20 protein-coding genes and 1 pseudogene are annotated in these 23,250 nt (G+C 72.0%); 18 read left to right on the forward strand and 3 right to left on the reverse strand.

The window, feature by feature from the left end:
• Complete coding sequence (locus ABD374_RS08540; RefSeq protein ID WP_344493094.1) at positions 1-1,629, forward strand: flavin monoamine oxidase family protein; 1,629 nt, start codon at positions 1-3, stop codon at positions 1,627-1,629.
• Positions 1,630-1,647: 18 nt separating this feature from the next.
• Here ABD374_RS08540 and ABD374_RS08545 read toward each other — a convergent pair whose 3' ends face one another.
• Positions 1,648-3,450 (reverse strand): glycoside hydrolase family 15 protein, encoded by a 1,803-nt coding sequence (locus ABD374_RS08545; protein ID WP_344493096.1) that lies wholly within the window; start codon positions 3,448-3,450, stop codon positions 1,648-1,650.
• A 406-nt stretch (positions 3,451-3,856) separates the two neighbouring features.
• On the opposite strand from ABD374_RS08545, the gene pyrG reads away from it, so the two are divergent.
• The 12 genes and pseudogenes from pyrG to ABD374_RS08605 form a co-directional block, all read left to right on the forward strand.
• The gene (gene pyrG / locus ABD374_RS08550; RefSeq protein WP_425577165.1) at positions 3,857-5,515 is read left to right on the forward strand and encodes a CTP synthase; all 1,659 of its coding nucleotides are present in this window, start codon (positions 3,857-3,859) and stop codon (positions 5,513-5,515) included.
• Between the two features lie 83 nt (positions 5,516-5,598).
• Positions 5,599-6,225 carry an NUDIX domain-containing protein gene (locus ABD374_RS08555; protein ID WP_344493099.1) on the forward strand — a complete coding sequence of 209 codons (627 nt, stop codon included), beginning with the start codon at positions 5,599-5,601 and terminating at the stop codon, positions 6,223-6,225.
• A gap of 200 nt (positions 6,226-6,425) precedes the next feature.
• A complete protein-coding gene (locus ABD374_RS08560) occupies positions 6,426-8,483 on the forward strand; it encodes a tetratricopeptide repeat protein (RefSeq protein WP_344493101.1) in 2,058 nt (685 codons plus the stop codon).
• A gap of 146 nt (positions 8,484-8,629) precedes the next feature.
• Positions 8,630-9,745, forward strand: coding sequence for an alanine dehydrogenase (gene ald, locus ABD374_RS08565; RefSeq protein WP_344493423.1), 1,116 nt, complete (start codon positions 8,630-8,632; stop codon positions 9,743-9,745).
• Positions 9,746-10,125: 380 nt separating this feature from the next.
• Positions 10,126-11,247, forward strand: coding sequence for a ParA family protein (locus tag ABD374_RS08570; RefSeq protein WP_344493103.1), 1,122 nt, complete (start codon positions 10,126-10,128; stop codon positions 11,245-11,247).
• Positions 11,244-11,855 (forward strand): hypothetical protein, encoded by a 612-nt coding sequence (locus tag ABD374_RS08575; RefSeq protein WP_344493425.1) that lies wholly within the window; start codon positions 11,244-11,246, stop codon positions 11,853-11,855. Before ABD374_RS08570 ends, ABD374_RS08575 begins: the two co-directional genes overlap by 4 nt.
• A 56-nt stretch (positions 11,856-11,911) precedes the next feature.
• The gene (locus ABD374_RS08580) at positions 11,912-12,883 is read left to right on the forward strand and encodes a segregation and condensation protein A (protein ID WP_344493104.1); all 972 of its coding nucleotides are present in this window, start codon (positions 11,912-11,914) and stop codon (positions 12,881-12,883) included.
• Complete coding sequence (scpB, locus tag ABD374_RS08585; protein WP_344493105.1) at positions 12,880-13,515, forward strand: SMC-Scp complex subunit ScpB; 636 nt, start codon at positions 12,880-12,882, stop codon at positions 13,513-13,515. The genes ABD374_RS08580 and scpB overlap by 4 nt, the downstream gene beginning before the upstream one ends.
• A complete protein-coding gene (locus tag ABD374_RS08590; protein WP_344493107.1) occupies positions 13,515-14,747 on the forward strand; it encodes a pseudouridine synthase in 1,233 nt (410 codons plus the stop codon). Before scpB ends, ABD374_RS08590 begins: the two co-directional genes overlap by 1 nt.
• A gap of 196 nt (positions 14,748-14,943) precedes the next feature.
• Complete coding sequence (locus tag ABD374_RS08595) at positions 14,944-15,669, forward strand: NUDIX hydrolase (protein WP_344493109.1); 726 nt, start codon at positions 14,944-14,946, stop codon at positions 15,667-15,669.
• A gap of 58 nt (positions 15,670-15,727) precedes the next feature.
• Positions 15,728-16,735 (forward strand): ADP-ribosylglycohydrolase family protein, encoded by a 1,008-nt coding sequence (locus tag ABD374_RS08600; protein WP_344493111.1) that lies wholly within the window; start codon positions 15,728-15,730, stop codon positions 16,733-16,735.
• 39 nt (positions 16,736-16,774) lie between these two features.
• A pseudogene (locus tag ABD374_RS08605) lies at positions 16,775-17,250 on the forward strand (DNA polymerase beta superfamily protein); the annotation flags it as partial.
• A gap of 54 nt (positions 17,251-17,304) precedes the next feature.
• Here the strand turns inward: ABD374_RS08605 and ABD374_RS08610 are convergent.
• Together ABD374_RS08610 and ABD374_RS08615 are read right to left on the reverse strand one after the other, a co-directional pair.
• Entirely contained in the window at positions 17,305-18,006 is a 702-nt protein-coding gene (locus ABD374_RS08610) for a nucleotidyltransferase domain-containing protein (RefSeq protein WP_344493113.1), read from the reverse strand.
• A gap of 18 nt (positions 18,007-18,024) precedes the next feature.
• Positions 18,025-18,516 (reverse strand): Rieske (2Fe-2S) protein, encoded by a 492-nt coding sequence (locus ABD374_RS08615; RefSeq protein ID WP_344493114.1) that lies wholly within the window; start codon positions 18,514-18,516, stop codon positions 18,025-18,027.
• Between the two features lie 246 nt (positions 18,517-18,762).
• Here ABD374_RS08615 and aroH point away from each other — a divergent pair, with 246 nt between their 5' ends.
• The 5 genes from aroH (at position 18,763) to der (ending at position 23,221) form a co-directional block, all read left to right on the forward strand.
• The gene (gene aroH / locus ABD374_RS08620; protein WP_344493427.1) at positions 18,763-19,125 is read left to right on the forward strand and encodes a chorismate mutase; all 363 of its coding nucleotides are present in this window, start codon (positions 18,763-18,765) and stop codon (positions 19,123-19,125) included.
• Positions 19,122-20,207, forward strand: a complete 1,086-nt coding sequence (locus tag ABD374_RS08625; RefSeq protein WP_344493116.1) for a prephenate dehydrogenase — start codon at positions 19,122-19,124, stop codon at positions 20,205-20,207. Before aroH ends, ABD374_RS08625 begins: the two co-directional genes overlap by 4 nt.
• Before the next feature lie 133 nt (positions 20,208-20,340).
• Positions 20,341-21,048, forward strand: coding sequence for a (d)CMP kinase (gene cmk, locus ABD374_RS08630; RefSeq protein ID WP_344493118.1), 708 nt, complete (start codon positions 20,341-20,343; stop codon positions 21,046-21,048).
• 53 nt (positions 21,049-21,101) lie between these two features.
• Positions 21,102-21,689 (forward strand): lysophospholipid acyltransferase family protein, encoded by a 588-nt coding sequence (locus ABD374_RS08635; RefSeq protein WP_344493429.1) that lies wholly within the window; start codon positions 21,102-21,104, stop codon positions 21,687-21,689.
• Positions 21,690-21,760: 71 nt separating this feature from the next.
• Positions 21,761-23,221, forward strand: a complete 1,461-nt coding sequence (der, locus tag ABD374_RS08640; protein ID WP_344493120.1) for a ribosome biogenesis GTPase Der — start codon at positions 21,761-21,763, stop codon at positions 23,219-23,221.
• Positions 23,222-23,250 lie beyond the last annotated feature (29 nt).

A 23,250-nucleotide genomic window follows, 5' to 3' on the forward strand; every position in this document is an offset into this window, starting at 1 on the left:
ATGCCCCGTACGCACGCGATGCACGCCCTACGTCAGCTCGCCGCCGAGCACGCCGCCGCCCGCAGGCTGCGCGTGCCCGCCGCGGAAGTCCGCGGCTCCAGCCGCCGGGAACTGCTCGGCCGCGCCGCCGCCCTCGGCCTCACCGCGGTGCTGGCCGACCGGGCGGCGCACGCCCAGGCCGCGCCGGCGCGGGCGGCCGTACGGGGCGCGGAGGCGCCCAGAATCGCCGTGGTGGGCGCGGGCATAGCCGGCCTCACCGCCGCACTGACCCTTCAGGACGCGGGCCTGGGCTGCACGCTCTACGAGGCGAACCCCGACCGGATCGGCGGCCGGATGTGGACCCGGCGGGACCAATGGGCGTACGGGCAGACCTCCGAGATCGGCGGGGAACTGATCGACACCAGCCACAAGAAGATCCTCGGACTGTGCCGCCGTTTCGGCCTGCCGACGGAGGACTTCCTGGGCGGCGGCCCCAACGGCGCCGAGGAGGTGCTCTGGTTCAACGGCTCGTACTATCCGCGGGAGCAGGCCGACGAGGACTTCAAGGCCGTCTTCCAGGCCCTCCACCGCGACCTCCGGGAAGCGGGCGAGGTGAAGTGGAACCAGTCCACCCCGGCCGGCACCGCCCTCGACAACATGTCGATCCACGAGTGGATCGACTCGCGCGTCCCCGGCGGACACTCCGCGCCGCTCGGCCGCTTCATGGACGTCGCCTACACCGTCGAGTACGGCGCCGAGACGAGCGACCAGTCGGCCCTCGCGCTGGTCCTGCTGATGGGCTACCAGCCCAATCCGGGTCACTTCAACGTCTGGGGCCTGTCCAACGAGCGCTACCACATCACCGGCGGCAACGACCAGCTCCCGCGCGCCCTCGCGCGATCGCTGCCGGCGGGCACCCTCCAGATGGGCAAGCGGCTCACGGCGGTAAGGGCCAACGGCAATGGCACCCAGACCCTTGCCTTCACCGACGCGGGAACGACCACCACCGTCACCGCGGACCACACCGTCCTGTGCGTGCCGCTGCCCGTGCTCCAGCGCCTCGACCTGTCCGCGGCCCGCTTCGACCCGCTCATGACGGACCTGGTGCGCGATGCCCGGATGGGCCACTGCACCAAACTCAACATGCAGTTCTCGGCGCGCCCGTGGCGCGGCGAAGGCGCCTGGCCCGGCGTGTCGGCGGGCGACTGCTTCACGGACAGCGACGTGCAGCAGACCTGGGACACCACCAAGCTCCAGCCGGGGACCGGCGGCATCCTCGTCCAGTACGGCAGCGGGCGGCTCGCGAAAGCCCTCACCCCGGCGACGCCCTTCGCCACCGAGTCGGACCCGTACGTACGGGACCTCGCCTCGCGGCGTTCCCGTGAAGTGGACGCGTTCTTCCCGGGAACGTCGGGAACGTGGTCCGGGAAGGCCCAGTTGTCCGCCTGGCACCGCGACCCGTACACCCTCGGGGCGTACTCCTACTGGCCCGTCGGCTACCTGCACCGCTACGCCGGCTACGAGGGCACCGCTCAGGGGAACATCCACATCGGAGGCGAGCACTGCAGTTACGACTTCCAGGGCTTCATGGAGGGCGGCGCGACCGAAGGGGAACGCGCCGCCCGTGAAGTGATCGGCAAGCTGCTCTAGAGCGGCAGGCCGGCCCGCTCAGCCGCCGTACGCCCCACTGGCCGTCAGCCGCAGTGCCGTGTCGATCAGCGGCACGTGGCTGAAGGCCTGCGGGAAGTTGCCGACCTGGCGCTGCCGCCCGGAGTCCCACTCCTCGGCGAGCAGCCCCAGGTCGTTGCGCAGCCCCAGCAGCTTCTCGAAGAGATCGCGCGCCTCGTCGACCCGGCCGATCATCGCCAGGTCGTCGGCCAGCCAGAACGAGCACGCCAGGAACGCGCCCTCGTCGCCCGCGAGACCGTCCACGCCCGCGTCCTCGCCCGCGGTCGGGTAGCGCAGTACGAAACCGTCCTCCGTGGACAGCTCGCGCTGGATCGCCTCGATCGTGCCGATGACCCGCTTGTCGTCGGGCGGCAGGAAGCCCACCTGCGGAATGAGCAGCAGGGAGGCGTCCAGCTCCTTCGACCCGTATGACTGGGTGAAGGTGTTGCGCTCCGGGTCGTAACCCTTCTCGCACACCGTGCGGTGGATCTCGTCGCGCAGTTCGCGCCACCTCTCGAGCGGGCCGTCCGCGTCGCCCATCTCGATCAGCTTGATGGTCCGGTCGACGGCGACCCAGGCCATCACCTTGGAGTGCACGAAGTGGCGGCGCGGGCCGCGCACCTCCCAGATGCCCTCGTCCGGCTGGTCCCAGTGGGTCTCCAGGTAGCGGATCAGCTTGAGCTGGAGCAGCGAGGCGTAGTCGTTGCGCGCCAGACCCGTCATGTGGGCCAGGTGCAGCGCCTCCGTGACCTCTCCGTACACATCGAGCTGCAACTGGTGCGCGGCGCCGTTGCCGACCCGTACGGGGGTCGAGTTCTCGTAGCCGGGAAGCCAGTCCAGCTCCGCCTCGCCCAGCTCGCGCTCACCCGCGATCCCGTACATGATCTGCAGGTTCTCCGGATCGCCCGCGACCGCGCGCAGCAGCCACTCGCGCCACGCCCGTGCCTCTTCTCGGTAGCCGGTGCGCAGCAGCGACGACAGCGTGATCGCGGCGTCCCGCAGCCAGGTGTAGCGGTAGTCCCAGTTGCGTACGCCGCCGATCTCCTCCGGCAGCGACGTCGTCGGCGCGGCGACGATGCCGCCGGTCGGGGCGTACGTCAGCGCCTTCAGGGTGATCAGCGAGCGGACCACGGCCTCGCGGTAGGGCCCGTGGTACGTGCACTGCTCGACCCAGTCGCGCCAGAAATCGGCGGTCGCCTCCAGCGCGGCCTCGGGCTCCGACAGGGGCGGCTCCCCCTTGTGCGAGGGCTGCCAGCTGATGGTGAAGGCGATCCGCTCACCGGGCGAGACGGTGAAGTCGGAGTAGGTCGTGAGGTCCTCGCCGTGCGTTTCGGCGTCGGTGTCGAGCCACACCGAGTCGGGCCCGGCGACGGCGACCGTCCGCGCCTCGACCTTGTGGACCCAGGGCACCACACGGCCGTAACTGAAACGCATCCGCAGCGCGGAGCGCATCCGCACCCGGCCGCTGACCCCCTCGACGATCCGGATCAGCTGGGGCGCGCCGTCGCGCGGCGGCATGAAATCGGTCACCCTGACCGTGCCGCGCGGGGTGTCCCACTCCGATTCGAGGATCAGGGAGTCCCCGTGGTAGCGGCGGCGGTCGGCCGCCGGCGGACCGGCGTCGGCCGCGTGCGCGGGGCCGATCCGCCAGAATCCGTGTTCCTCGGTGCCGAGAATCCCGGCGAAAATGGCGTGTGAGTCGAAGCGCGGGAGACACAGCCAGTCGACTGTGCCGTCCCTGCAGACCAGTGCCGCTGTCTGCATGTCTCCGATGAGTGCGTAGTCCTCGATGCGCCCGGCCACGTTGCAATCTCCAGTCGAACGGCCACGTCCGCCCTCTAAGGGGCACTTGCGGTCAGGGGATTTCCGACGAGCTCTTGGTCCCGGGAGCGGGCGGTGATGGTGCCTTCGCCGGCCGGCTCGCAGCGATGTATCAGAGCAGGATACGTCGCGCCCAAGTGCTCTGCGCGACGGTACCGGCAACACGAGTCGGCCGAACGGGTGAGCTACGGGTGAGTCGTCGGTCGTAGGTGCTCCGGCGTGTGGCCGGAAGCGCCCTCCTCCCGTCGCTGATACCCTGGTACCCCGTGGACCGGTGGCCAGTCTGTGAGACTCAGGGGCCCCGAAACCGCAGCGACGGCACCGCCCGCACCCCGGGCGGAAGCCGGTACGCACCTCACCTCGCGACCACGGGAGCCCCCTCTTGGCGATGCCGCCCAAATCCATGACGACCAAGCACATCTTCGTCACCGGGGGTGTCGCCTCCTCCCTCGGTAAGGGCCTGACGGCCTCCAGCCTGGGTGCGCTGCTCAAGGCGCGGGGCCTTCGGGTCACGATGCAGAAGCTCGACCCCTACCTCAACGTCGACCCCGGCACGATGAACCCCTTCCAGCACGGTGAGGTGTTCGTCACCAACGACGGCGCCGAGACCGACCTGGACATCGGCCACTACGAGCGGTTCCTCGACGTCGACCTCGACGGCTCGGCCAACGTCACCACCGGCCAGGTCTACTCGCAGGTCATCGCCAAGGAGCGGCGCGGCGAGTACCTCGGCGACACCGTGCAGGTCATCCCGCACATCACCAACGAGATCAAGCACCGCATCCGGCGCATGGCGACCGACGACGTCGACGTCGTCATCACCGAGGTCGGCGGCACGGTCGGCGACATCGAGTCGCTGCCGTTCCTGGAGACGGTCCGCCAGGTCCGCCACGAGGTCGGCCGCGACAACGTCTTCGTCGTGCACATCTCGCTGCTGCCCTACATCGGCCCGTCCGGTGAGCTGAAGACCAAGCCGACGCAGCACTCGGTCGCGGCGCTGCGCAACATCGGTATCCAGCCGGACGCCATCGTGCTGCGCGCCGACCGCGAGGTGCCGCTGTCCATCAAGCGCAAGATCTCGCTGATGTGCGACGTCGACGAGGCCGCCGTGGTAGCCGCGATCGACGCCAAGTCCATCTACGACATCCCCAAGGTGCTGCACACCGAGGGCCTGGACGCGTACGTCGTCCGCAAGCTGGACCTGCCGTTCCGCGATGTGAACTGGACCCAGTGGGAGGACCTGCTGGACCGCGTCCACAACCCCGACCACGAGGTCACGGTCGCGCTGGTCGGCAAGTACATCGACCTGCCCGACGCCTACCTGTCGGTGACCGAGGCCATGCGCGCCGGCGGCTTCGCCAACAAGGCCCGTGTCAAGGTCAAGTGGGTCACCTCCGACGACTGCAAGACGCAGGCGGCCGCCGAGAAGCAGCTCGGGGACGTCGACGCGATCGTCATCCCGGGCGGTTTCGGCGAGCGCGGCGTCAACGGCAAGGTCGGCGCCATCCAGTACGCCCGCGAGAACAAGATCCCGCTGCTCGGCCTCTGCCTGGGCCTCCAGTGCATCGTCGTCGAGGCCGCGCGCAACCTCGCGGGCATCGCGGACGCCAACTCCACCGAGTTCGACGCGGCGACCGCCCACCCGGTGATCTCCACCATGGAGGAGCAGCTCGCGTACGTCGAGGGCGCGGGCGACCTGGGCGGCACCATGCGCCTGGGCCTCTACCCGGCGAAGCTCGCCGAGGGCTCGATCGTCCGTGAGGTCTACGGCGACCAGCCGTACGTCGACGAGCGCCACCGCCACCGCTACGAGGTGAACAACGCCTACCGCGCGGAGCTGGAGAAGAAGACGGGCATCGTCTTCTCCGGCACGTCCCCGGACAACAAGCTCGTCGAGTACGTCGAGTACCCGCGCGAGGTCCACCCCTACCTGGTCGCCACCCAGGCGCACCCGGAGCTCCGCTCCCGCCCGACCCGCCCGCACCCGCTCTTCGCGGGCCTGGTCAAGGCGGCCGTGGAGCGCAAGACCGGCAAGACCGGCAAGTAGCCGCAAGAGATACGGTTGCCGGGGTACGGGCCTTTCGGGCCGGTACCCCGGTTTTCTGCTTTCTGCTCTGGGAGGACGCTTTCATGGCCATCAAGGACACCCCCGAGGAGTGGCAGGTCACCGCGACCGCGGTTCCCTTCACGGGCAACAAGACGAGTGTCCGTACCGACGACGTGGTCATGCCCGACGGCAGCGTGGTGCGCCGCGACTACCAGGTCCACCCCGGTTCCGTGGCGGTCCTGGCCCTCGACGACGAGGACCGCGTCCTGCTCATCCGCCAGTACCGGCACCCCGTGCGCCACCGGCTCTGGGAGATCCCGGCGGGTCTGCTCGACGTACCCGGTGAGAATCCCCTGAGCGCCGCCCAGCGCGAGCTCTACGAAGAGGCACACGTCAAGGCCGAGGACTGGCGGGTGCTGGCCGACATCTACCCCACGCCGGGAGGATGCGACGAGGCCGTACGGATCTTCTTCGCCCGCGGTCTCTCCGCGGCCGAGGGCGAACGCTTCCTGGTCGAGGAGGAGGAGGCGGACATGGAGCACGCCCGGGTCCCGCTCCCGGAGCTCGTGCGGGGCGTGCTCGCCGGGGAGCTGCACAACACCTGCCTGGTGACGGGCGTCCTCGCGCTGACGGCCGCGCTCGCCGGTGACGGGATCGACGCGCTCCGCCCGGCCGGTACGCCGTGGCCGGCGCGCCCCTTCGACGCCTAGGCCGGCCCGTGGAGTCCCTTTCCCGTCCCGCCCCTCCCCGTCCCGCCCCCGATCGGGGGCGGGGAACGAAAATCTGCTGATCCGATCGGGGGACGCCCCCGCCGCGCTCCGCACGGTCCGTAGCAGAGAGTGAACTACGCTCGAAGTTCCCGGCCGCAGACGCGGACGGGCTTGTGCGCAGGCGGACGGGAGCGTGGCCCGTGACGGATCAGGCGGTGGACACCAGCGGCACGGCGGCGGGTTCCGCGGCAGGGCGGACGACGGGCGAGTTCTTCGGCAGAGCGCGCGAGCTCAAGGAGCTGCGGGCCGACATCGAGCGGGCCGGACTCGACACCCTCGCCGGCCGCAAGGCGCCGAGGGCGCGCGTGCTGCTGATCGCGGGACGCCCGGGCTCCGGGCGCACCGCCCTCGCCGGGGAACTCACCGCGGGCCTCGCCGGCGACTATCCCGACGGCGTGCTGCGCGCCCGGCTGACCGATCCGGGCGGCGAGCGCGTGCCCACCGAGCGCACGGCCCGTGCGCTGCTCGACGACCTCCAGGTCGCCGCCCCGCCCGGGGCGGGGGACGACGAGCTGTCCGAGCTGGTGCGCGAGGCGCTCACCGCACGGCGCGTCCTGCTGGTCCTCGACGACGCCGCCGACGCCGAGCAGGTCGATCCGCTGCTGCCCGACAACCCGGACTGCCTGGTCGTCGCCACGGCCCGGGGCCCGCTCACCGGCATCCCCGGCGTCCGGCCCTGCACGATCGGCGGCCTGGACACCGGCTCCGCCGTCGAGTTCCTGGCGCGTTCCACGGGGGCGGTCAGGATCACCGTCGACCCCACGGCGGCCCACACGCTCGCCGAGGAGTGCGGGGGACAGCCCGCCGCGCTGGCGCTGATCGGCGGCTGGCTCGCGGCCAGCCCCAAGGCGTCGGTCTCCGACGTGACCAAGCGGCTGCACGACATCCCGGTCGACCCCGCGCAGCCCACCGGGGCCAGGCCGCTCGCCCGCGCCTTCCGGTTCGTGTACGAGTCGCTGCCGCAGCCCACGGCGCGGATGCTGCGCCTGCTCGCCCTGGCGCCCGCCGGTCTCGTGGACGCGCACACCGCCTCCGCGCTGGCCGGCTGCTCGGTCTCCGGGGCCCAGACGGCCCTGGACGACTTCGTCGCGCTCGGCCTGCTGCGGAGGCGGACGGGCCGGCAGGGGGAGACCGGCCCGCAGTACGAGGTGCCCGGCTGCCTCGCGCCCATGATGAAGGCGCTGATGGAGGACCTGGACCGGCCCGCCGAGGTGCAGCTGGCCCGGGCCAGGATGCTGGAGCGGACCGTACGCCGGCTCCAGTCCTGCCGGGCGGTCACCGAGCCCGACGGCTCCCCGGCCCGCAAGAAGCTGTCGGGGCTGCCGCGCGCGCTGCGCTTCCCCGGCGTTGCGGCCGCCGCCGAGTGGCTGCGGGTCCGCCAGCCCGCGCTGCTCGCCTCCGCCCGGGTCGCGGTGGAGGACGGCGAACTCGACACCCTGGCGCGCAGGCTGGTCGCCGCGCTGGTACGGGCGCTGCTGGCGCACCGGGGTCCCGAAGCCGCGGCTCCCGAGCTGTACGGGCTGCACCGGCTCGTACTCGACGTGGCCGAGCGGTGCGGTCTGCACCGCGAACAGGCCGCCGCGCTGCTGAACCTCGCCGACCTGGACGCGCGGACCGGGCGCACGCAGGAGGCGCTGACGCGCTACCGGGCGGCGCTGGACGCGGGCCGGGCGGCCGGCGACCCGTACGCGACGGGCCGCGCGATGGAATCCGTAGGTGGGACATATCAGGAATTGGGCGACTGGTCACGTGCTTCCGACTGGTACGGCCGGGCGCTCGAACAGCGGCTGGCGCGCGGCGAGCGCGCCGACGCGGCGCGGCTGTACGGGCGGCTCGGGACCGTACACACCTATGCGGGCCGTTACGGCGAGGCGCTGCGCAACTGGCGGGCTTCGGCGGCAGGACACCGCAGGGTCGGTGATCTGCCGGGTCACGCACGGGCGTTGAGCGAAGTCGCGCGGGTGCAGGAGTACGCGGGCCGGCCCGAGGAGTCGTTGCGCACGTGCCGCGAGGCCGTGGAGTGGGCGCGCCGGGCCGACGACGTACGGCTGCACGCGGCACTGGAGCTGCGGCTCGCGGACACGCTCGACCGGTTGGGGGACCCGGCGGCCGCGCGACTGCACCGGACCGCTGCGGAAAGGCTGCTCGAAGAAGAGGGTTCTACCTACGAAATCCGCAGTGCTTCGCTGAGAGATTGATGCTTTGTAAGGCTAGACAGCTGGAAATCCTTCATTAGACTGGCTCTGCCGCGTCATGGTGCGGTGTTCCCCGGGTGTGCCGTGCGTACCTGGGTATGTATGGCATTGCCCCCTTTATCCCCACTGAGCCAAGGACCGTGATCGACGTGAAGGTCGGCATCCCCCGCGAGGTCAAGAACAACGAGTTCCGGGTGGCCATCACCCCCGCAGGCGTGCACGAGCTGGTGCGCCACGGCCACCAGGTCTTCGTCGAGCAGAACGCCGGCGCCGGATCCTCGATCACGGACGGCGAGTACGTCGCCGCCGGTGCGCAGATCCTGGCCACCGCGGACGAGGTCTGGGCCACCGCCGACCTGCTGCTGAAGGTCAAGGAGCCCATCGCCGAGGAGTACCACCGCCTCCGCAAGGACCAGACGCTCTTCACCTACCTGCACCTCGCCGCCTCCCGCGAGTGCACGGACGCCCTGCTGGAGTCCGGAACCACGGCGATCGCGTACGAGACGGTGGAGACCGCGAACCGCGCCCTGCCGCTGCTCGCCCCGATGTCCGAGGTCGCGGGCCGGCTGGCCCCGCAGGTCGGCGCGTACCACCTGATGCGCTCGGTCGGCGGCCGCGGCGTGCTGCCGGGCGGCGTCCCGGGTACGGCGGCCGGCGAGGCCGTCGTCATCGGCGGTGGTGTCTCCGGCTGGAACGCCACGCAGATCGCCGTCGGCATGGGCTTCCACGTGACCCTGCTCGACCGTGACATCAACAAGCTGCGCGAGGCCGACAAGGTCTTCGGCACCAAGGTGAAGACGATCGTCTCCAACTCCTACGAGCTGGAGAAGGCCGTCGTCGAGGCCGACCTCGTCATCGGTGCCGTGCTCATTCCCGGCGCGAAGGCCCCGAAGCTCGTCACCAACGAGCTCGTCGCCAAGATGAAGCCCGGAAGTGTTCTTGTCGACATTGCGATCGACCAGGGCGGCTGCTTCGAGGACTCGCACGCGACGACGCACGCCGAGCCGACCTTCAACGTCCACAACTCGGTCTTCTACTGCGTCGCCAACATGCCGGGCGCCGTCCCGAACACCTCGACGTACGCGCTGACGAACGCCACGCTGCCGTACATCGTGGAGCTCGCGAACCGCGGCTGGGCCGAGGCGCTGCGCCGTGACGCGGCCCTCGCCAAGGGGCTCAACACCCACGACGGCCAGGTCGTTTACCGCGAGGTCGCCGAGGCCCACGAGCTGCCGCACGTCGAGCTGGCCACGCTGCTCGCCTGACGCGTCAACAAAAGTCGTCAACCTCACGCATCCGGCCGGACCTTGTCGACAAGGTCCGGCCGGATGCGTGTCCGGCTGCTTTCGGGGGCCTGTTCAACTCGCCGCGAACGTAACACTTTAGCCGTTTCGCGACCCTGCGAAACGTGCGGCCCGTGCCCCGGTTTGCCGCCCGCGCACCCTTGACACAGGGGTGTTCCATTGCCGACACATCGGGCCGGGTCCGGCGGATTGTGTTGCTGCGGACCGGTGACACGCCATAGAGTCGCCAACCGTCGGCATGGTGCCACGCTGACCTATCGATAAGTTTCCTGGTCACGTCCAAGGAGGTAAGACGACTTGTGAATGAGTCGACATTTACTCCCGGGGGTGGTCAACCAGGGATGCCTGCGCGGAGCCAGGACCCGTCGGGGCTCCAGGCTGTCGGCTCCGTCGCTGTCCGCACCTTCGCCACCCATCAGCACATGACGACAGCCCACCAGAGCATGGACGGCCTACACGTGAACGCCATGGCCGGCGACCAGGGTGGGGACAAGTCCACCACCCGCTTCGCCGACTTCGACGAGGTGCCCGAGGGGCACTTCTACGATCCCGACGCAGAGTACGAGCCCGACCCCGAGTACGCGGCCACCCTCGCCCCCGACGCTGCCCGCCAGCGCCGCGAGCGGATCGGCCCGACCGGACGGCCGCTGCCGTACTTCCCGATCCCGGGCCCGCTGACCGACCACGGCCCCGCGAAGATCATCGCCATGTGCAACCAGAAGGGCGGCGTCGGCAAGACGACGTCCACCATCAATCTGGGTGCGGCCCTCGCGGAGTACGGGCGACGGGTCCTGCTCGTCGACTTCGACCCGCAGGGAGCCCTGTCGGTCGGCCTCGGCGTGAACCCGATGGAGCTCGACCTCACGGTCTACAACCTGCTCATGGAGCGGGGCATGTCGGCCGACGAGGTCCTCCTGAAGACCGCGGTGCCCAACATGGACCTGCTGCCGAGCAATATCGACTTGTCGGCGGCCGAGGTCCAGCTGGTCAGCGAGGTGGCCCGTGAGTCGACACTTCAGCGGGCGCTCAAGCCGCTGATGGCCGACTACGACTACATCGTGATCGACTGTCAGCCCTCGCTCGGTCTGCTCACCGTGAACGCCCTGACGGCGGCTCACAAGGTGATAGTGCCCCTGGAGTGCGAGTTCTTCGCGCTGCGCGGTGTGGCCCTGCTGACCGAGACGATCGAGAAGGTCCAGGAGCGGCTCAACCCCGACCTGGAGCTCGACGGCATCCTCGCCACGATGTACGACTCCCGCACGGTGCACAGCCGTGAGGTGCTGGCGCGGGTCGTCGAGGCATTCGACGAGCACGTCTACCACACGGTGATCGGGCGTACGGTCCGCTTCCCGGAGACCACGGTCGCCGGTGAGCCGATCACGACGTACGCCTCCAACTCGGTCGGTGCGGCCGCTTACCGCCAGCTCGCCAGGGAGGTGCTCGCCCGGTGTCACGCCGAGTGAGTCTGCCGGGGGCCGACGAACTGTTCCGCACGACCGGGGGGATGGCGCTGCAGTCGTCCTCCCCGCGCCGCCCGCCCGCGGGCGGCGAGCCGCGCGTGCCCGGTCCTGCGGCGGAGAGCGACCCCGCGACGGCGGCCGAGCAGTCCGAGGGCGCGCCGCCCAGGAACTCCGCCGGCTCCGGTGACGCGGCCGAGCACACCGCCGCCGACGCGGAGGCCGGCGGGCATCGCAGCCGGGCCGCGGAGGGCGACCAGGCGGCCGCTGCCGCCGCCAGGGCCCGCCGCGCGCCGGAGGGCCAGCCGTCCGCGCAGCCGCCCCCCCAGCAGCGTTCTGCGGCCCCTGCCGCGGGCGCCCAGCCGCGGCGCAGGGGCGGTCGGGGGGCGAACCGCCGTCCCAGCGGCCGCGAACGGCACGACGAGAAGATCACGGTCTACGTCTCGGCCGAGGAACTGATGGACCTGGAGCACGCACGGCTGGTGCTGCGCGGTGAGCACGGGCTCGCCGTCGACCGCGGCCGGATCGTGCGGGAGGCGGTCGCCGTCGTCCTCGCGGACCTGGAGTCGCGTGGCGACGCGAGCATTCTCGTACGGCGCCTGCGCGGTCGCTGACCGGACCGGAGGTAGCCTGCGCTGCCCCTGTTTCTTTTTCCGCACCTGGACCCGCGATGCCGCCCACCGACGTCCCCGCCCAGCCCGCCAGGGCCTCACGCCGCAGCCTGGGGCGCGGGCCGGGGGCGGCGCGCCCGGCCGCCCCGGAAGACGCTCCGCAGGCGCCGGAGGCCGGGGCGGGCGGCCCGGGGAGCGCGCCCCCGCCCGACGGGCCGGCGGACGGGCCGGTCGTGGCGGACGGGCGGTTCACCGTCCGGCTGGTGAATTTCGAGGGGCCCTTCGACCTGCTGCTCCAGCTCATCTCGAAGCACAAGCTCGACATCACCGAAGTCGCCCTCTCGAAGGTCACCGACGAGTTCATGGCGCACATCCGCGCCATGGGGCCCGACGGCGACCTCGACCAGACCACCGAGTTCCTCGTCGTGGCCGCCACCCTGCTCGACCTCAAGGCCGTGCGGCTGCTGCCCGCCGCCGAGGTGGAGGACGAGGGGGACCTCGCGCTGCTGGAGTCGCGGGACGTGCTGTTCGCGCGGCTGCTGCAGTACCGCGCGTACAAGCGGATCGCCGACATCCTCAGCGAGCGGCTGGACGCGGAGTCCCGGCGGTACCCGCGTACGGTCGGTCTCGAACCGCACCACGCGGCGCTGCTGCCCGAGGTCGTCATCAGCATCGGCCCGGACGGCTTCGCCGGGCTCGCCGTGAAGGCGATGCGGCCCAGGGCCGAGCCGCAGGTGTACGTCGACCACATCCACGCGCCCCTCGTGTCCGTCCAGGAGCAGGCCGAGGTGGTCGTCGCGCGGCTGCGGGAGGTGGGGGAGGCGGATTTCCGGACGCTCACGGAGGACGCCCCGGACACGCTCACCGTTGTCGCGCGGTTCCTTGCGCTGCTGGAGCTCTACCGGGAGAAGGCCGTCGCCATGGACCAGGAGGAGGCCCTGGGAGAGCTCATGGTGCGGTGGACCGGCACAGCGGCGGCGCAGCCCGTCGTCACGGACGAGTTCGATCAAGTGGTGGAGGAGACACAGTGAGCGAGACCCCCGCGGTCGCGGACCTCGGCCTCAAGCCCGCCCTGGAGGCGGTCCTCATGGTCGTCGACGAACCCGCCGCCGAGGAGCACCTCGCCAAGATCCTGGAGCGGCCCCGCAAAGCCGTCGCGGACGCCCTGCGGGAGCTGGCCGACGAGTACGCCGTACAGGGGCGCGGATTCGAGCTCAGAGCGGTCGCCGGGGGATGGCGCTTCTACACGCGGCCCCAGTACGCGGCGGCGGTCGAGAGCTTCCTGCTGGACGGCCGGCAGGCCCGTCTCACCCAGGCCGCCCTGGAGACCCTCGCGGTCGTCGCGTACCGGCAGCCCGTGAGCCGGTCACGGGTCTCGGCCGTGCGCGGCGTGAACTGCGACGGCGTGATGCGCACCCTCCTCCAGCGCGGTCTGGTCGGGGAGGCGGGCACGGAACCCGAAACAGGTGCGATCCTGTACAGGACGACGAACTACTTTCTGGAGCGGATGGGCCTGCGTGGCCTGGACGAGCTCCCGGAGCTCGCGCCATTCCTCCCGGAGGCGGACGCGATCGAGGCTGAGACGCTAGAGGGTGTGCCGTCGTTCGAAGCGGACGCCCCGTACGCCTCGGACACAAACGCAGACGACAAGACGGAATTTTGATGCGAAGCAGCAGCGGCAGGAACAGCGGAAGCGGCAACGACCGGAATCAGCGGGGCGCGGGCAAGGGACGCGACGACAGGCAGAAGCGCAGCGACCGCCCGGATCGCCAGGACCGTCCGGACCGTCCCCGTCCGGAGGAGCGCCGTTACGACGTCGGCCATGACGCCCCCGGTGCCCGTGGCGGCAGTGGCGGCGGCGCCGGACGCGGCGGCAGTGGCGCGGGTGGCGGGCGCGGCGGCAGTGGCGCGGGTGGCGGGCGCGGCGGCAGTGGCGCGGGCGACGGCCGTGGTGGCAGCACCACCGGCAGCGGCCGTGGCGCGTCCGCGCGCGGTGGCGCCAAGGGCGGCCCCAAGGCCCCGCAGAGCAACAGGGGCGCGGCGCCGCGCCGCGGCCCGCACGGCCAGCGCGAATCCCGCCCGCGCGAGCTCGACGCCAAGCTCGAGGAGCGCGTACGCGAGCGGCACAGCAAGCCCCAGGTGAAGACCCCCAAGACGTTCCCGGGCGCCGAGCAGGAGGGCGAGCGCCTGCAGAAGGTCCTCGCCCGCGCCGGCATGGGCTCGCGGCGTGCCTGCGAGGAGCTCATCGAGCAGGCCCGGGTCGAGGTCAACGGCGAGATCGTCACCGAGCAGGGCAGGCGTGTCGACGTCCACAAGGACGAGGTCAAGGTCGACGGCCTGACGGTCGCCACCCAGTCGCACCTCTTCTTCGCGCTCAACAAGCCGGCCGGCGTCGTCGCCACCATGGGCGACCCGGACGGCCGTCAGAACCTCAACGACTACGTCAACAACCGTGAGACGCGTCTCTTCCACGTGGGCCGGCTGGACACCGAGACCGAGGGCATCATCCTGCTCACCAACCACGGTGAGCTGGCCCACCGTCTCACCCACCCGAAGTACGGCGTGAAGAAGACCTACCTCGCCGCGATCCAGGGCCCGCTCCCGCGCGACCTGGGCAAGCGCCTCAAGGACGGCATCGCGCTGGAGGACGGGTACGCCCGCGCCGACCACTTCCGCGTCGTCGAGAACACCGGCAAGAACTACCTGGTCGAGGTGACTCTCCACGAGGGCCGCAAGCACATCGTGCGCCGCATGCTGGCCGAGGCCGGCTTCCCGGTCGAGCGGCTCGTGCGGACCTCCTTCGGGCCGATCCCGCTGGGCGACCAGAAGTCCGGCTGGCTGCGCCGCCTCACCAACACCGAGGTCGGCATGCTGATGAAGGAAGTCGGCCTGTAACCGGCGCTCCTTCCGCCGAGGCCCCCGGCCGGTTCCTGTACGTACAGGAACCGGCCGGGGGCTTTTCGCTGTTCGCGGTGCGGACTCCTCTGGTACGGCTCTGCGGGGCGGCCTTGTGGTGCGGACCGGAACTTCTTTATAGTCATACTGACTATAAAGAATTCGGTGAACCGCCGCCGGAGAAGTGAGGAACGAGATGAACGACGCGACGACGTACGACCCGCACGCCTTCGAGCCGTTCGCCGTCACCGTCGATCTCGCCGTCTTCACGGTGCGGGAGGGGCGGTTGCACGTCCTGCTGATCCGGCGCGGACAGGACCCGTACGCCGGGGCGTGGGCGCTGCCCGGCGGCTTCGTACTGCCCCGGGAGTCCGCCGAGTCCGCCGCCCGGCGCGAGCTGGCCGAGGAGACCGGCCTGTCGCGGGAGTCCGCCGCCGCGCTCCACCTGGAACAGCTCCGTACGTACAGCGAACCCGACCGCGATCCGCGGATGCGCGTCGTCTCCGTCGCGTACACCGCGCTCGTGCCCGGTCTGCCGGAGCCGCGCGGCGGTGGTGACGCGGCGCACGCGCAGTGGATGCCCGCAGACGGGGCCCCGGCGCTCGCCTTCGACCACGCGCGGATCATCGCCGACGCGCGGGACCGCATCGGCGCCAAGTTCGAGTACACCTGCCTGGCCACGGCATTCTGCCCCCGCGCGTTCACGCTGGGGGAGCTCCAGCAGGTGTACGAGACGGTCTGGGGCGTGGAGCTCGACCGTCCCAACTTCCGGCGCAAGGTGCTGGCCACACCCGGCTTCGTGGAACCGGTGGAGGGCGCGCCGCGGCGTACCGGAGGACGGGGGAAACCGGCCGCGCTCTACCGGGCCGGGACCGCCGCCACCCTGCACCCGCCCCTCCTGCGCCCGCAGCGACGCTTCTGACGAGACCCCGGACGACGATCCGAACCATGCCCGAACGACGCCTCGAAGGACGGTCCGTATGAAGACGAAGCAGGCAGCCACCGGCGCCCTCGTGGGACTCGCGCTGGGGGACGCGCTGGGCTTCCCCACCGAGTTCGACGACGTGCCCTCGATCCTCGCCACCTGCGGGCCGTGGCGGGAGATGGAGCTGCCGGCGCCCGCGATCGTCACGGACGACACCCAGATGACGCTCGCGCTCGGGCGGGGGATACGGACCGCGACGGACCGCGGGGTGCTCGGGCCGCCGGGGCTGGCGCGGCCGGTGCGCGAGGAGTTCGTCGGCTGGTACCACTCGCCCGAGAACAACCGGGCGCCCGGACGCACCTGTCTCGTCGCCTGCCGCCTGCTGGACAGCGACCTGCCCTGGCAGCGGGCCAGCCAGGTCGGCTCCAAGGGGTGCGGGGCCAATATGCGGGTCGCCCCCGTCGGTCTCGTACCGGGACTGAGCGGGGAACAGCGCGCCGGAGCGGCGCAGTTGCAGTCCGCGCTCACGCACGGGCATCCCACGGCGCTGGCGGCGAGCGACCTGACGGCCCGGGCGGTGTACCTGCTGGCGCAGGGCACGGAGCCGACGGGGCTGGTGGGGCAGCTCCGTTCGTACGCGTACGAGAACCGCACCCGCTACCACGAGCGCTGGCTCGGAGACCTGTGGACGTACGCCCACGACGCCTCGCCGGAGGCGTTCGTCGCGCGGGGCTGGGACGAGTGCCTGGCCGTACTGGAGCGGCTGGCCGCTGCGCTGCGCACGCCGTCGCCGGAGACCGATCCGTGCCTGGCGACGGGGGACGGATGGATCGCGGAGGAAGCGCTGGCGACCGCGCTGCTGTGCTTCCTGCTCTTCCCCGGGGAGCCGGTCACCGCGCTGCGGCGGGCGGCGTGCACGCGGGGCGACTCCGACTCGATCGCCTGCCTCGCGGGAGCCTTCGCCGGAGCGCACCTGGGGGCGGGGGCGTGGCCCGCGCGGTGGGCGGAGCGCATCGAGTACAGGGGGGAACTGCTGGCCCTGGGAGCGCTCTGGGACGCGTGATCCACGGGTGCGTACGGGAAGCGTCCGCGCGAGGCCGGGCTGCCGGACGCCGTCCTCGCGCCCGTCCTCGCGGACGAGGCCGATCCGCTGCTGCTCGCGTCCGTTTCCGGGGCGCGCCTGTACGGGTTCCCGTCCCGGGACTCGGACGTGGGCCTGCGCGGCGCGCACCTGCTGCCCGCGCCGGCCCTCGTCGGCGCTGCGGGAGGTCCGGTGAGCCGAAGCAGCCGCTCTGCTCCTGCCGGGTGCTGCTGACCGGCGTCCACCTGATGCGCAGCGGCGAGGTGCGGGCCCGTCCGCCCGGGCCGCCGGCACAGGTGGACGCCCCGGCGCACCCGGGGGAACGGGTCGCGGCCACGGCGGAAGCCGGGCACGGGGCGGCCCCGGGACCGGACCGCGACCGCCGCGTGCGGACGTCGACGCCCTCCACGCCGGGCGCGGCGAGGGCGGCGTCACGGCTTCCGGCCGGGTCGACGGCGTACCAGCGGCTGAACGGCTTCGTCGTCCGGACCGGGCTCACCCACGGCGCGACGGAGTGCACCCCGGCCCGGGGAGACGCGCCGGCCGCTCTTTCAGCGGGCCGAAGCGCGGCGTACGCGGAACAGGAAGTCCTCCACGCGGGGGCGGTCCGGCTCCGGCGGGAGCGGGCTCTTCGCCCCGGCCGCGTCCGCCTCCGCCACGAGGCGCTCCATCCGGCGCTCGACCTCCGGCCACGCCACCTCGCCCCGCCTGACCGCCAGCAGCCGCTCGCGCTCCTCGCCGACGTCGATCACCAGCTCGCCCGTGCGCAGCAGATCGCGGCAGCTGCCGAGCAGCCGCAGCAGGTGCATGGCGTGCTTCCAGCGCGGGGCGCCGTGCCGCCGTACGTCCGCCTCCAGCTTCCTGCGCCGGCCGGTCGCGTACCGGACGAACGTCTGGTGGGCCCGGCGGGAGAGGAACGCGTCCCGCAGGGTGATCAGCTCGTGGCCGGTGGCGTCGACGCGCTCGACCAGCGGGGAGTGCAGGCACTCCAGGATGTTGGGGTCGGCGCGCAGGGCCAGCTCGCAGAAACGTTCCAGCTCCCAGGAGAACTGCTCGTCCATCGGGCCCTCGACATGCGTCGGAGGCTTCTGGAAACCCCAGTACAGCGGCGTCGGCGCGACGAAGACGCCGCGCCGGTCCGTGTCGCTGCCGTCCGTCGCCAGGCCGAAGGCGCGCGAGCCCGTCACACAGGAGTAGACCGTGTGGCGGCGTACGAGGTCTTCGGGCGCCGGCGGGGCGGCGGGCGGGTTCATGCTCCGGATTGTGCCGCGTCAGGCGAGCCGGATCGAACCGTTTTCCACGGTGATCTGCCGCGGCGGGAGCGGCTTGCGGGCCGGGCCGCCCGCGACCGAGGCGTCCGCGACCCGGAACGTGCTGCCGTGGCAGGCGCAGACGATGGCGCCGTCCTCGACGCCGCTGACGGTGCAGCCCTGGTGCGTGCACACCGCGGAGAAGGCCATGAAGGTGCCCGCCTCCGGCTGGGTCACCACCACCTTCTCGCCCTCGAAGACCTTGCCGCCGCCCACCGGGATCTCCGAGGTCCTGGCGAGCGCCGCACCGCCGTCGGGAACCTCCCCGGTGGGCGACGCGCCCCCGGAGGGGGTGGACGAACCCGAGGGGGCCGGTTCGGTCTCCTCGGCGCCGCCGTTCACGCCGTCCCCGGTCCCGCCCCCGCCGTTGTCGCCGCAACCGGCCACCAGCGCGGTGCCCGCGGCCGCGGCTCCGGCCGCGAGGACCGCCCGGCGGCTCGTACCCTTGCCCATCACGTGCTCCTCCTGTCGTCGCACCGGCGGTTCGGCGCGAAGGGCAGCATCTTCGCGCTCATCGCCCCGCAGAAGAAGCATCCGGGGCGCGAACGCCGCGTCACGCTGCCGCTGTACGTCCGACAGCCCAATCCGGGCGGGGCCGGGCCCGCGCGTCTCACCCGCGGAACGCGCCGGGCCCCGCCGGCCCCGCCCAACTACGCTGAACCAAGCAGGGCACATGAGGTACGGAACGAGGAGCACGACGTGGCAGTACGAGCGGTGCGTGGGGCCGTCCAGCTGGAACGGGACGAGGCCGGGCACATGGACGAGCGGGTCGGCGAGTTGCTCTCGGCCGTCCTGGAGCGCAACGGGCTCACCCCCGACGACCTCATCAGCATCTGGTTCACGGCCACCCCGGACCTCCACAGCGACTTCCCGGCCGCCGCGGCACGCAAGATCGGCATCGTCGACGTACCGCTGATCTGCGCCCAGGAACTGGACATCACGGGAGCCATGCCGCGCGTCGTGCGGATCCTCGCGCACGTCGAGTCGGACCTGCCCAAGTCATCGGTCTCCCACGTCTACCTCGGCGCCGCCGGTGCCCTCCGCAAGGACATCGCCCAGTGAGAACCGCCCTCGTCATCGGAACCGGCCTGATCGGCACCTCGGCGGCCCTCGCCCTTGCCGGGCGCGGCGTCACCGTCCACCTCACCGACCACGACCCGGCGCAGGCCCGCACCGCCGCCGCGCTCGGCGCCGGCACCGACGAGGCGCCCGAAGGCCCCGTCGACCTGGCCGTCGTCGCCGTACCGCCGGCGCACGTGGCCACGACGCTGGCCGACGCCATGCGGCGCGGGACCGCCCGCGCATACATCGACGTCGCCAGCGTCAAGGGCGGGCCGCGCCGCGAGCTGGAGGCACTGGGCTGCGACCTCGCCCCGTACATCGGTACGCACCCGATGTCCGGCAAGGAACGTTCGGGCCCGCTGGCCGCGACCGCCGACCTCTTCGAGGGCCGCCCCTGGGTCCTCACCCCCACCCGCGACACCGACACCGAGGTCCTCAACCTCGCGTTGGAGCTGGTCGCGCTGTGCCGGGCGGTGCCCGTGGTGATGGACGCCGACGCCCACGACCGCGCGGTCGCGCTCGTCTCGCACACCCCGCAGCTGGTCTCGTCGATGGTCGCGGCGCGGCTGGCGGACGCGGACGAGACGGCGGTGCGGCTGTGCGGCCAGGGCATCAGGGACGTCACCCGCATCGCCGCCTCCGACCCCCGGATGTGGGTCGAGATCCTCTCCGCGAACCCGGGCCCCGTCGCGGACGTGCTCACTGGCGTCGCGGCCGACCTGGAGGAGACCGTCCAGGCGCTGCGGGCCCTCCAGTCCGCCGACGACGACAAGCGCAGGGGCGGCGCCGACGGCATCGAGGACGTCCTGCGGCGCGGCAACACGGGCCGCGAGCGCGTGCCGGGCAAGCACGGGGCCGCCCCGGCGGTGTACGAGGTCGTCGCGGTCCTCATCAGCGACCGGCCCGGCGAGCTGGCCCGGATCTTCGCGGACGCGGGGCGTGCGGGCGTCAACGTCGAGGACGTGCGCATCGAGCACGCGACCGGGCAGCAGGCGGGCCTGGTACAGCTGATGGTGGAGCCGGCGGCCGCACCCGGGCTGGCCGCCTCACTGCGCGAGCGGGGCTGGTCGATCCGCCAGTAGCGGCCTCCGCGCACCGGTGCGTCGCCCGGTTTGCGGTGGTATCGCAAGGGCGTCGAGGGTGGGGCCGGGGACTCGGTAACCTTGTGTGGGGTCCGTCGGGCCCCCGCCCGCCCAAAGCCCGTGTACCAGGAAGGTGTCCTACACCGTGGAAACCGCCGCCCGGACCGCCCCGGCAGCAGTGATTGTCGCCATCGACGGCCCCTCCGGCACGGGCAAGTCCAGCACCTCCAAGGCCGTCGCCGCCAAGCTCGGTCTCAGCTACCTGGACACCGGCGCCCAGTACCGGGCGATCACCTGGTGGATGCTGAGCAACGGCATCGACGTCACGGACCCCGTCGCCGTCGCGGACGCCGCCGGCAAGCCCGTGATCGTCTCCGGCACCGACCCGTCCGCCCCGACCATCACGGTGGACGGCGTCGACGCCTCCGGGCCGATCCGCACCCAGGAGGTCACCGCCAAGGTCAGCGCCGTCAGCGCCGTGCCCGAGGTGCGCACCCTGATCACCGACCTCCAGCGGACCATCGCGAAGGGCGCCGCGTCCGGCATCGTCGTCGAGGGACGCGACATCGGTACGACCGTGCTGCCGGACGCGGACCTCAAGATCTTCCTGACCGCCTCTCCCGAGGCGCGCGCCGCCCGCCGCAGCGGCGAGCTGAAGGGCGCGGACGTGTCCGCGACTCGCGAGGCCCTGCTGAAGCGGGACGCGGCCGACTCCAGCCGCAAGACGTCGCCGCTCGCCAAGGCGGACGACGCGGTCGAGGTCGACACCAGCGACCTCACGCTGGACCAGGTCATCGAGTGTGTCGTCACCCTGGTCGAGGGGAAGCGGGCCGCGAAGTGACGGCGCCCACGCCGCGTGGCGCGGCGGTCGGACGGGGCATCGGCATCGGCCTGATGTACGGCCTGTTCAAGCCCCGCGTCCTCGGCGCCTGGCGGGTGCCCGCGAGCGGGCCGGTGATCCTGGCGGTGAACCACTCGCACATGATCGACGGCCCCATGCTGATGGGGACGGCCCCCAGGCCGGTGCACTTCCTGATCAAGAAAGAGGCGTTCGTCGGCCCCCTCGACCCGTTCCTGCGCGGAACGGGTCAGCTGAAGGTGGACCGTGCGACCGCCGACCGCACGGCGATCTCGAACGCGCTGGGCGTCCTCGCGAACGGCGGGGTACTGGGAATCTTCCCGGAGGGCACCAGGGGCGAGGGCGACTTCGCGTCGCTGCGCGCCGGACTCGCGTACTTCGCCGTACGCGGCGGGGCGCCGGTCGTCCCGGTGGCGGTGCTCGGCTCCACGGACCGCCGCGGACGGCTGATACCGGGCCTGCCGCCGCTGCGCGGCCGGGTGGACGTCGTCTTCGGTGATCCCTTCGAGGCCGGCGACGGCAGCGGACGGCGCACGCGCCAGGCGCTGGACGAGGCCACCGTACGGATCCAGGAGCGGCTGACCGCCCACCTGGAAAGTGCCCGGCGTTTCACCGGGCGCTGAGTGAGACTTGAGTAGTGGACCGCGCGGAATACCGGTGGTCCATCGATGATGATGAACGAGGAACGGACTTCATGAACGACCAGATTCACTCCGGCGACGAGCACGGAGCACTTGGCGACGCCGAGTACGCGGAGTTCATGGAGCTCGCCGCGCTGGAGGGCTTCGACCCCGAAGAGGTCGAAGGGGCGATCGGCGAAGCCGGCCACGGCCCGCTGCCCGTCCTCGCCGTCGTGGGCCGCCCCAATGTCGGCAAGTCGACCCTGGTGAACCGCATCATCGGCCGCCGCGAGGCCGTCGTCGAGGACAAGCCCGGCGTCACCCGCGACCGGGTCACCTACGAGGCCGAATGGGCGGGCCGCCGCTTCAAGGTCGTCGACACCGGCGGCTGGGAGCAGGACGTCCTGGGCATCGACGCGTCCGTCGCCGCCCAGGCCGAGTACGCGATCGAGGCGGCCGACGCCGTCGTCTTCGTCGTCGACTCCACGGTCGGCGCCACCGACACCGACGAGGCCGTCGTCAAGCTGCTGCGCCGGGCCGGCAAGCCCGTCGTGCTCTGCGCCAACAAGGTCGACGGCCAGAGCGGCGAGGCGGACGCCACCGCGCTGTGGTCGCTCGGCCTCGGCATGCCGCACCCGGTCTCCTCGCTGCACGGACGCGGCACCGGCGACATGCTGGACGCCGTACTGGAAGCCCTGCCCGAGGCCCCGGCCCAGACGTTCGGCCAGGCCGTCGGCGGCCCGCGCCGCATCGCGCTCATCGGCCGCCCGAACGTCGGCAAGTCCTCGCTCCTGAACCGGGTGGCGAACGAGGACCGCGTCGTCGTCAACGAGATGGCCGGCACCACCCGTGACCCGGTCGACGAGCTGATCGAGCTCGGCGGCATCACCTGGAAGTTCATCGACACGGCCGGCATCCGCCGCCGCGTCCACCTCCAGGAGGGCGCGGACTACTACGCCTCGCTGCGTACCGCGGCCGCCGTCGAGAAGGCCGAGGTCGCGGTCGTACTGATCGACGCCAGCGAGTCCATCAGCGTGCAGGACCAGCGGATCATCACGATGGCCGTCGAGGCGGGCCGCGCGCTGGTCATCGCGTACAACAAGTGGGACACCCTCGACGAGGAGCGCCGCTACTACCTCGAGCGCGAGATCGAGACCGAGCTGGCCCAGGTCGCGTGGGCGCCCCGGGTGAACGTGTCGGCGCAGACCGGCCGTCACATGGAGAAGCTGGTCCCGGCGATCGAGACGGCGCTGGCCGGCTGGGAGACCCGGATCCCGACGGGCAGGCTCAACGCCTTCCTCGGCGAGATCGTCGCCTCCCACCCGCACCCGGTCCGCGGCGGCAAGCAGCCCCGCATCCTCTTCGGGACGCAGGCGGGGACCAAGCCGCCGCGGTTCGTCCTCTTCGCCTCCGGCTTCCTGGAGGCCGGCTACCGGCGCTTCATCGAGCGCCGACTGCGCGAGGAGTTCGGCTTCGAGGGCACCCCGATCCACATCTCGGTGCGGGTGCGCGAGAAGCGCGGCCGCAACAAGTGACGCGGAGGGCCCGTCGGCGGGTCTAGAGG

The organism is Streptomyces enissocaesilis (genome assembly GCF_039533765.1).
Lineage (GTDB): Bacteria > Actinomycetota > Actinomycetes > Streptomycetales > Streptomycetaceae > Streptomyces > Streptomyces enissocaesilis.

Bases quoted from the DNA above. Each gene is read 5' to 3' on its own strand.
- pyrG (WP_425577165.1), top strand. From the start codon at position 3,857: ATGCCGCCCAAATCCATGACGACCAAGCACATCTTCGTCACCGGGGGT.
- ABD374_RS08580 (WP_344493104.1), top strand. From the start codon at position 11,912: ATGCCGCCCACCGACGTCCCCGCCCAGCCCGCCAGGGCCTCACGCCGC.
- ABD374_RS08610 (WP_344493113.1), bottom strand. From the start codon at position 18,006: ATGAACCCGCCCGCCGCCCCGCCGGCGCCCGAAGACCTCGTACGCCGC.
- ABD374_RS08600 (WP_344493111.1), top strand. From the start codon at position 15,728: ATGAAGACGAAGCAGGCAGCCACCGGCGCCCTCGTGGGACTCGCGCTG.
- ABD374_RS08595 (WP_344493109.1), top strand. From the start codon at position 14,944: ATGAACGACGCGACGACGTACGACCCGCACGCCTTCGAGCCGTTCGCC.
- ABD374_RS08540 (WP_344493094.1), top strand. From the start codon at position 1: ATGCCCCGTACGCACGCGATGCACGCCCTACGTCAGCTCGCCGCCGAG.
- ABD374_RS08555 (WP_344493099.1), top strand. From the start codon at position 5,599: ATGGCCATCAAGGACACCCCCGAGGAGTGGCAGGTCACCGCGACCGCG.
- ABD374_RS08615 (WP_344493114.1), bottom strand. From the start codon at position 18,516: ATGGGCAAGGGTACGAGCCGCCGGGCGGTCCTCGCGGCCGGAGCCGCG.
- ABD374_RS08635 (WP_344493429.1), top strand. From the start codon at position 21,102: ATGTACGGCCTGTTCAAGCCCCGCGTCCTCGGCGCCTGGCGGGTGCCC.
- der (WP_344493120.1), top strand. From the start codon at position 21,761: ATGAACGACCAGATTCACTCCGGCGACGAGCACGGAGCACTTGGCGAC.
- ABD374_RS08570 (WP_344493103.1), top strand. From the start codon at position 10,126: ATGCCTGCGCGGAGCCAGGACCCGTCGGGGCTCCAGGCTGTCGGCTCC.
- ABD374_RS08590 (WP_344493107.1), top strand. From the start codon at position 13,515: ATGCGAAGCAGCAGCGGCAGGAACAGCGGAAGCGGCAACGACCGGAAT.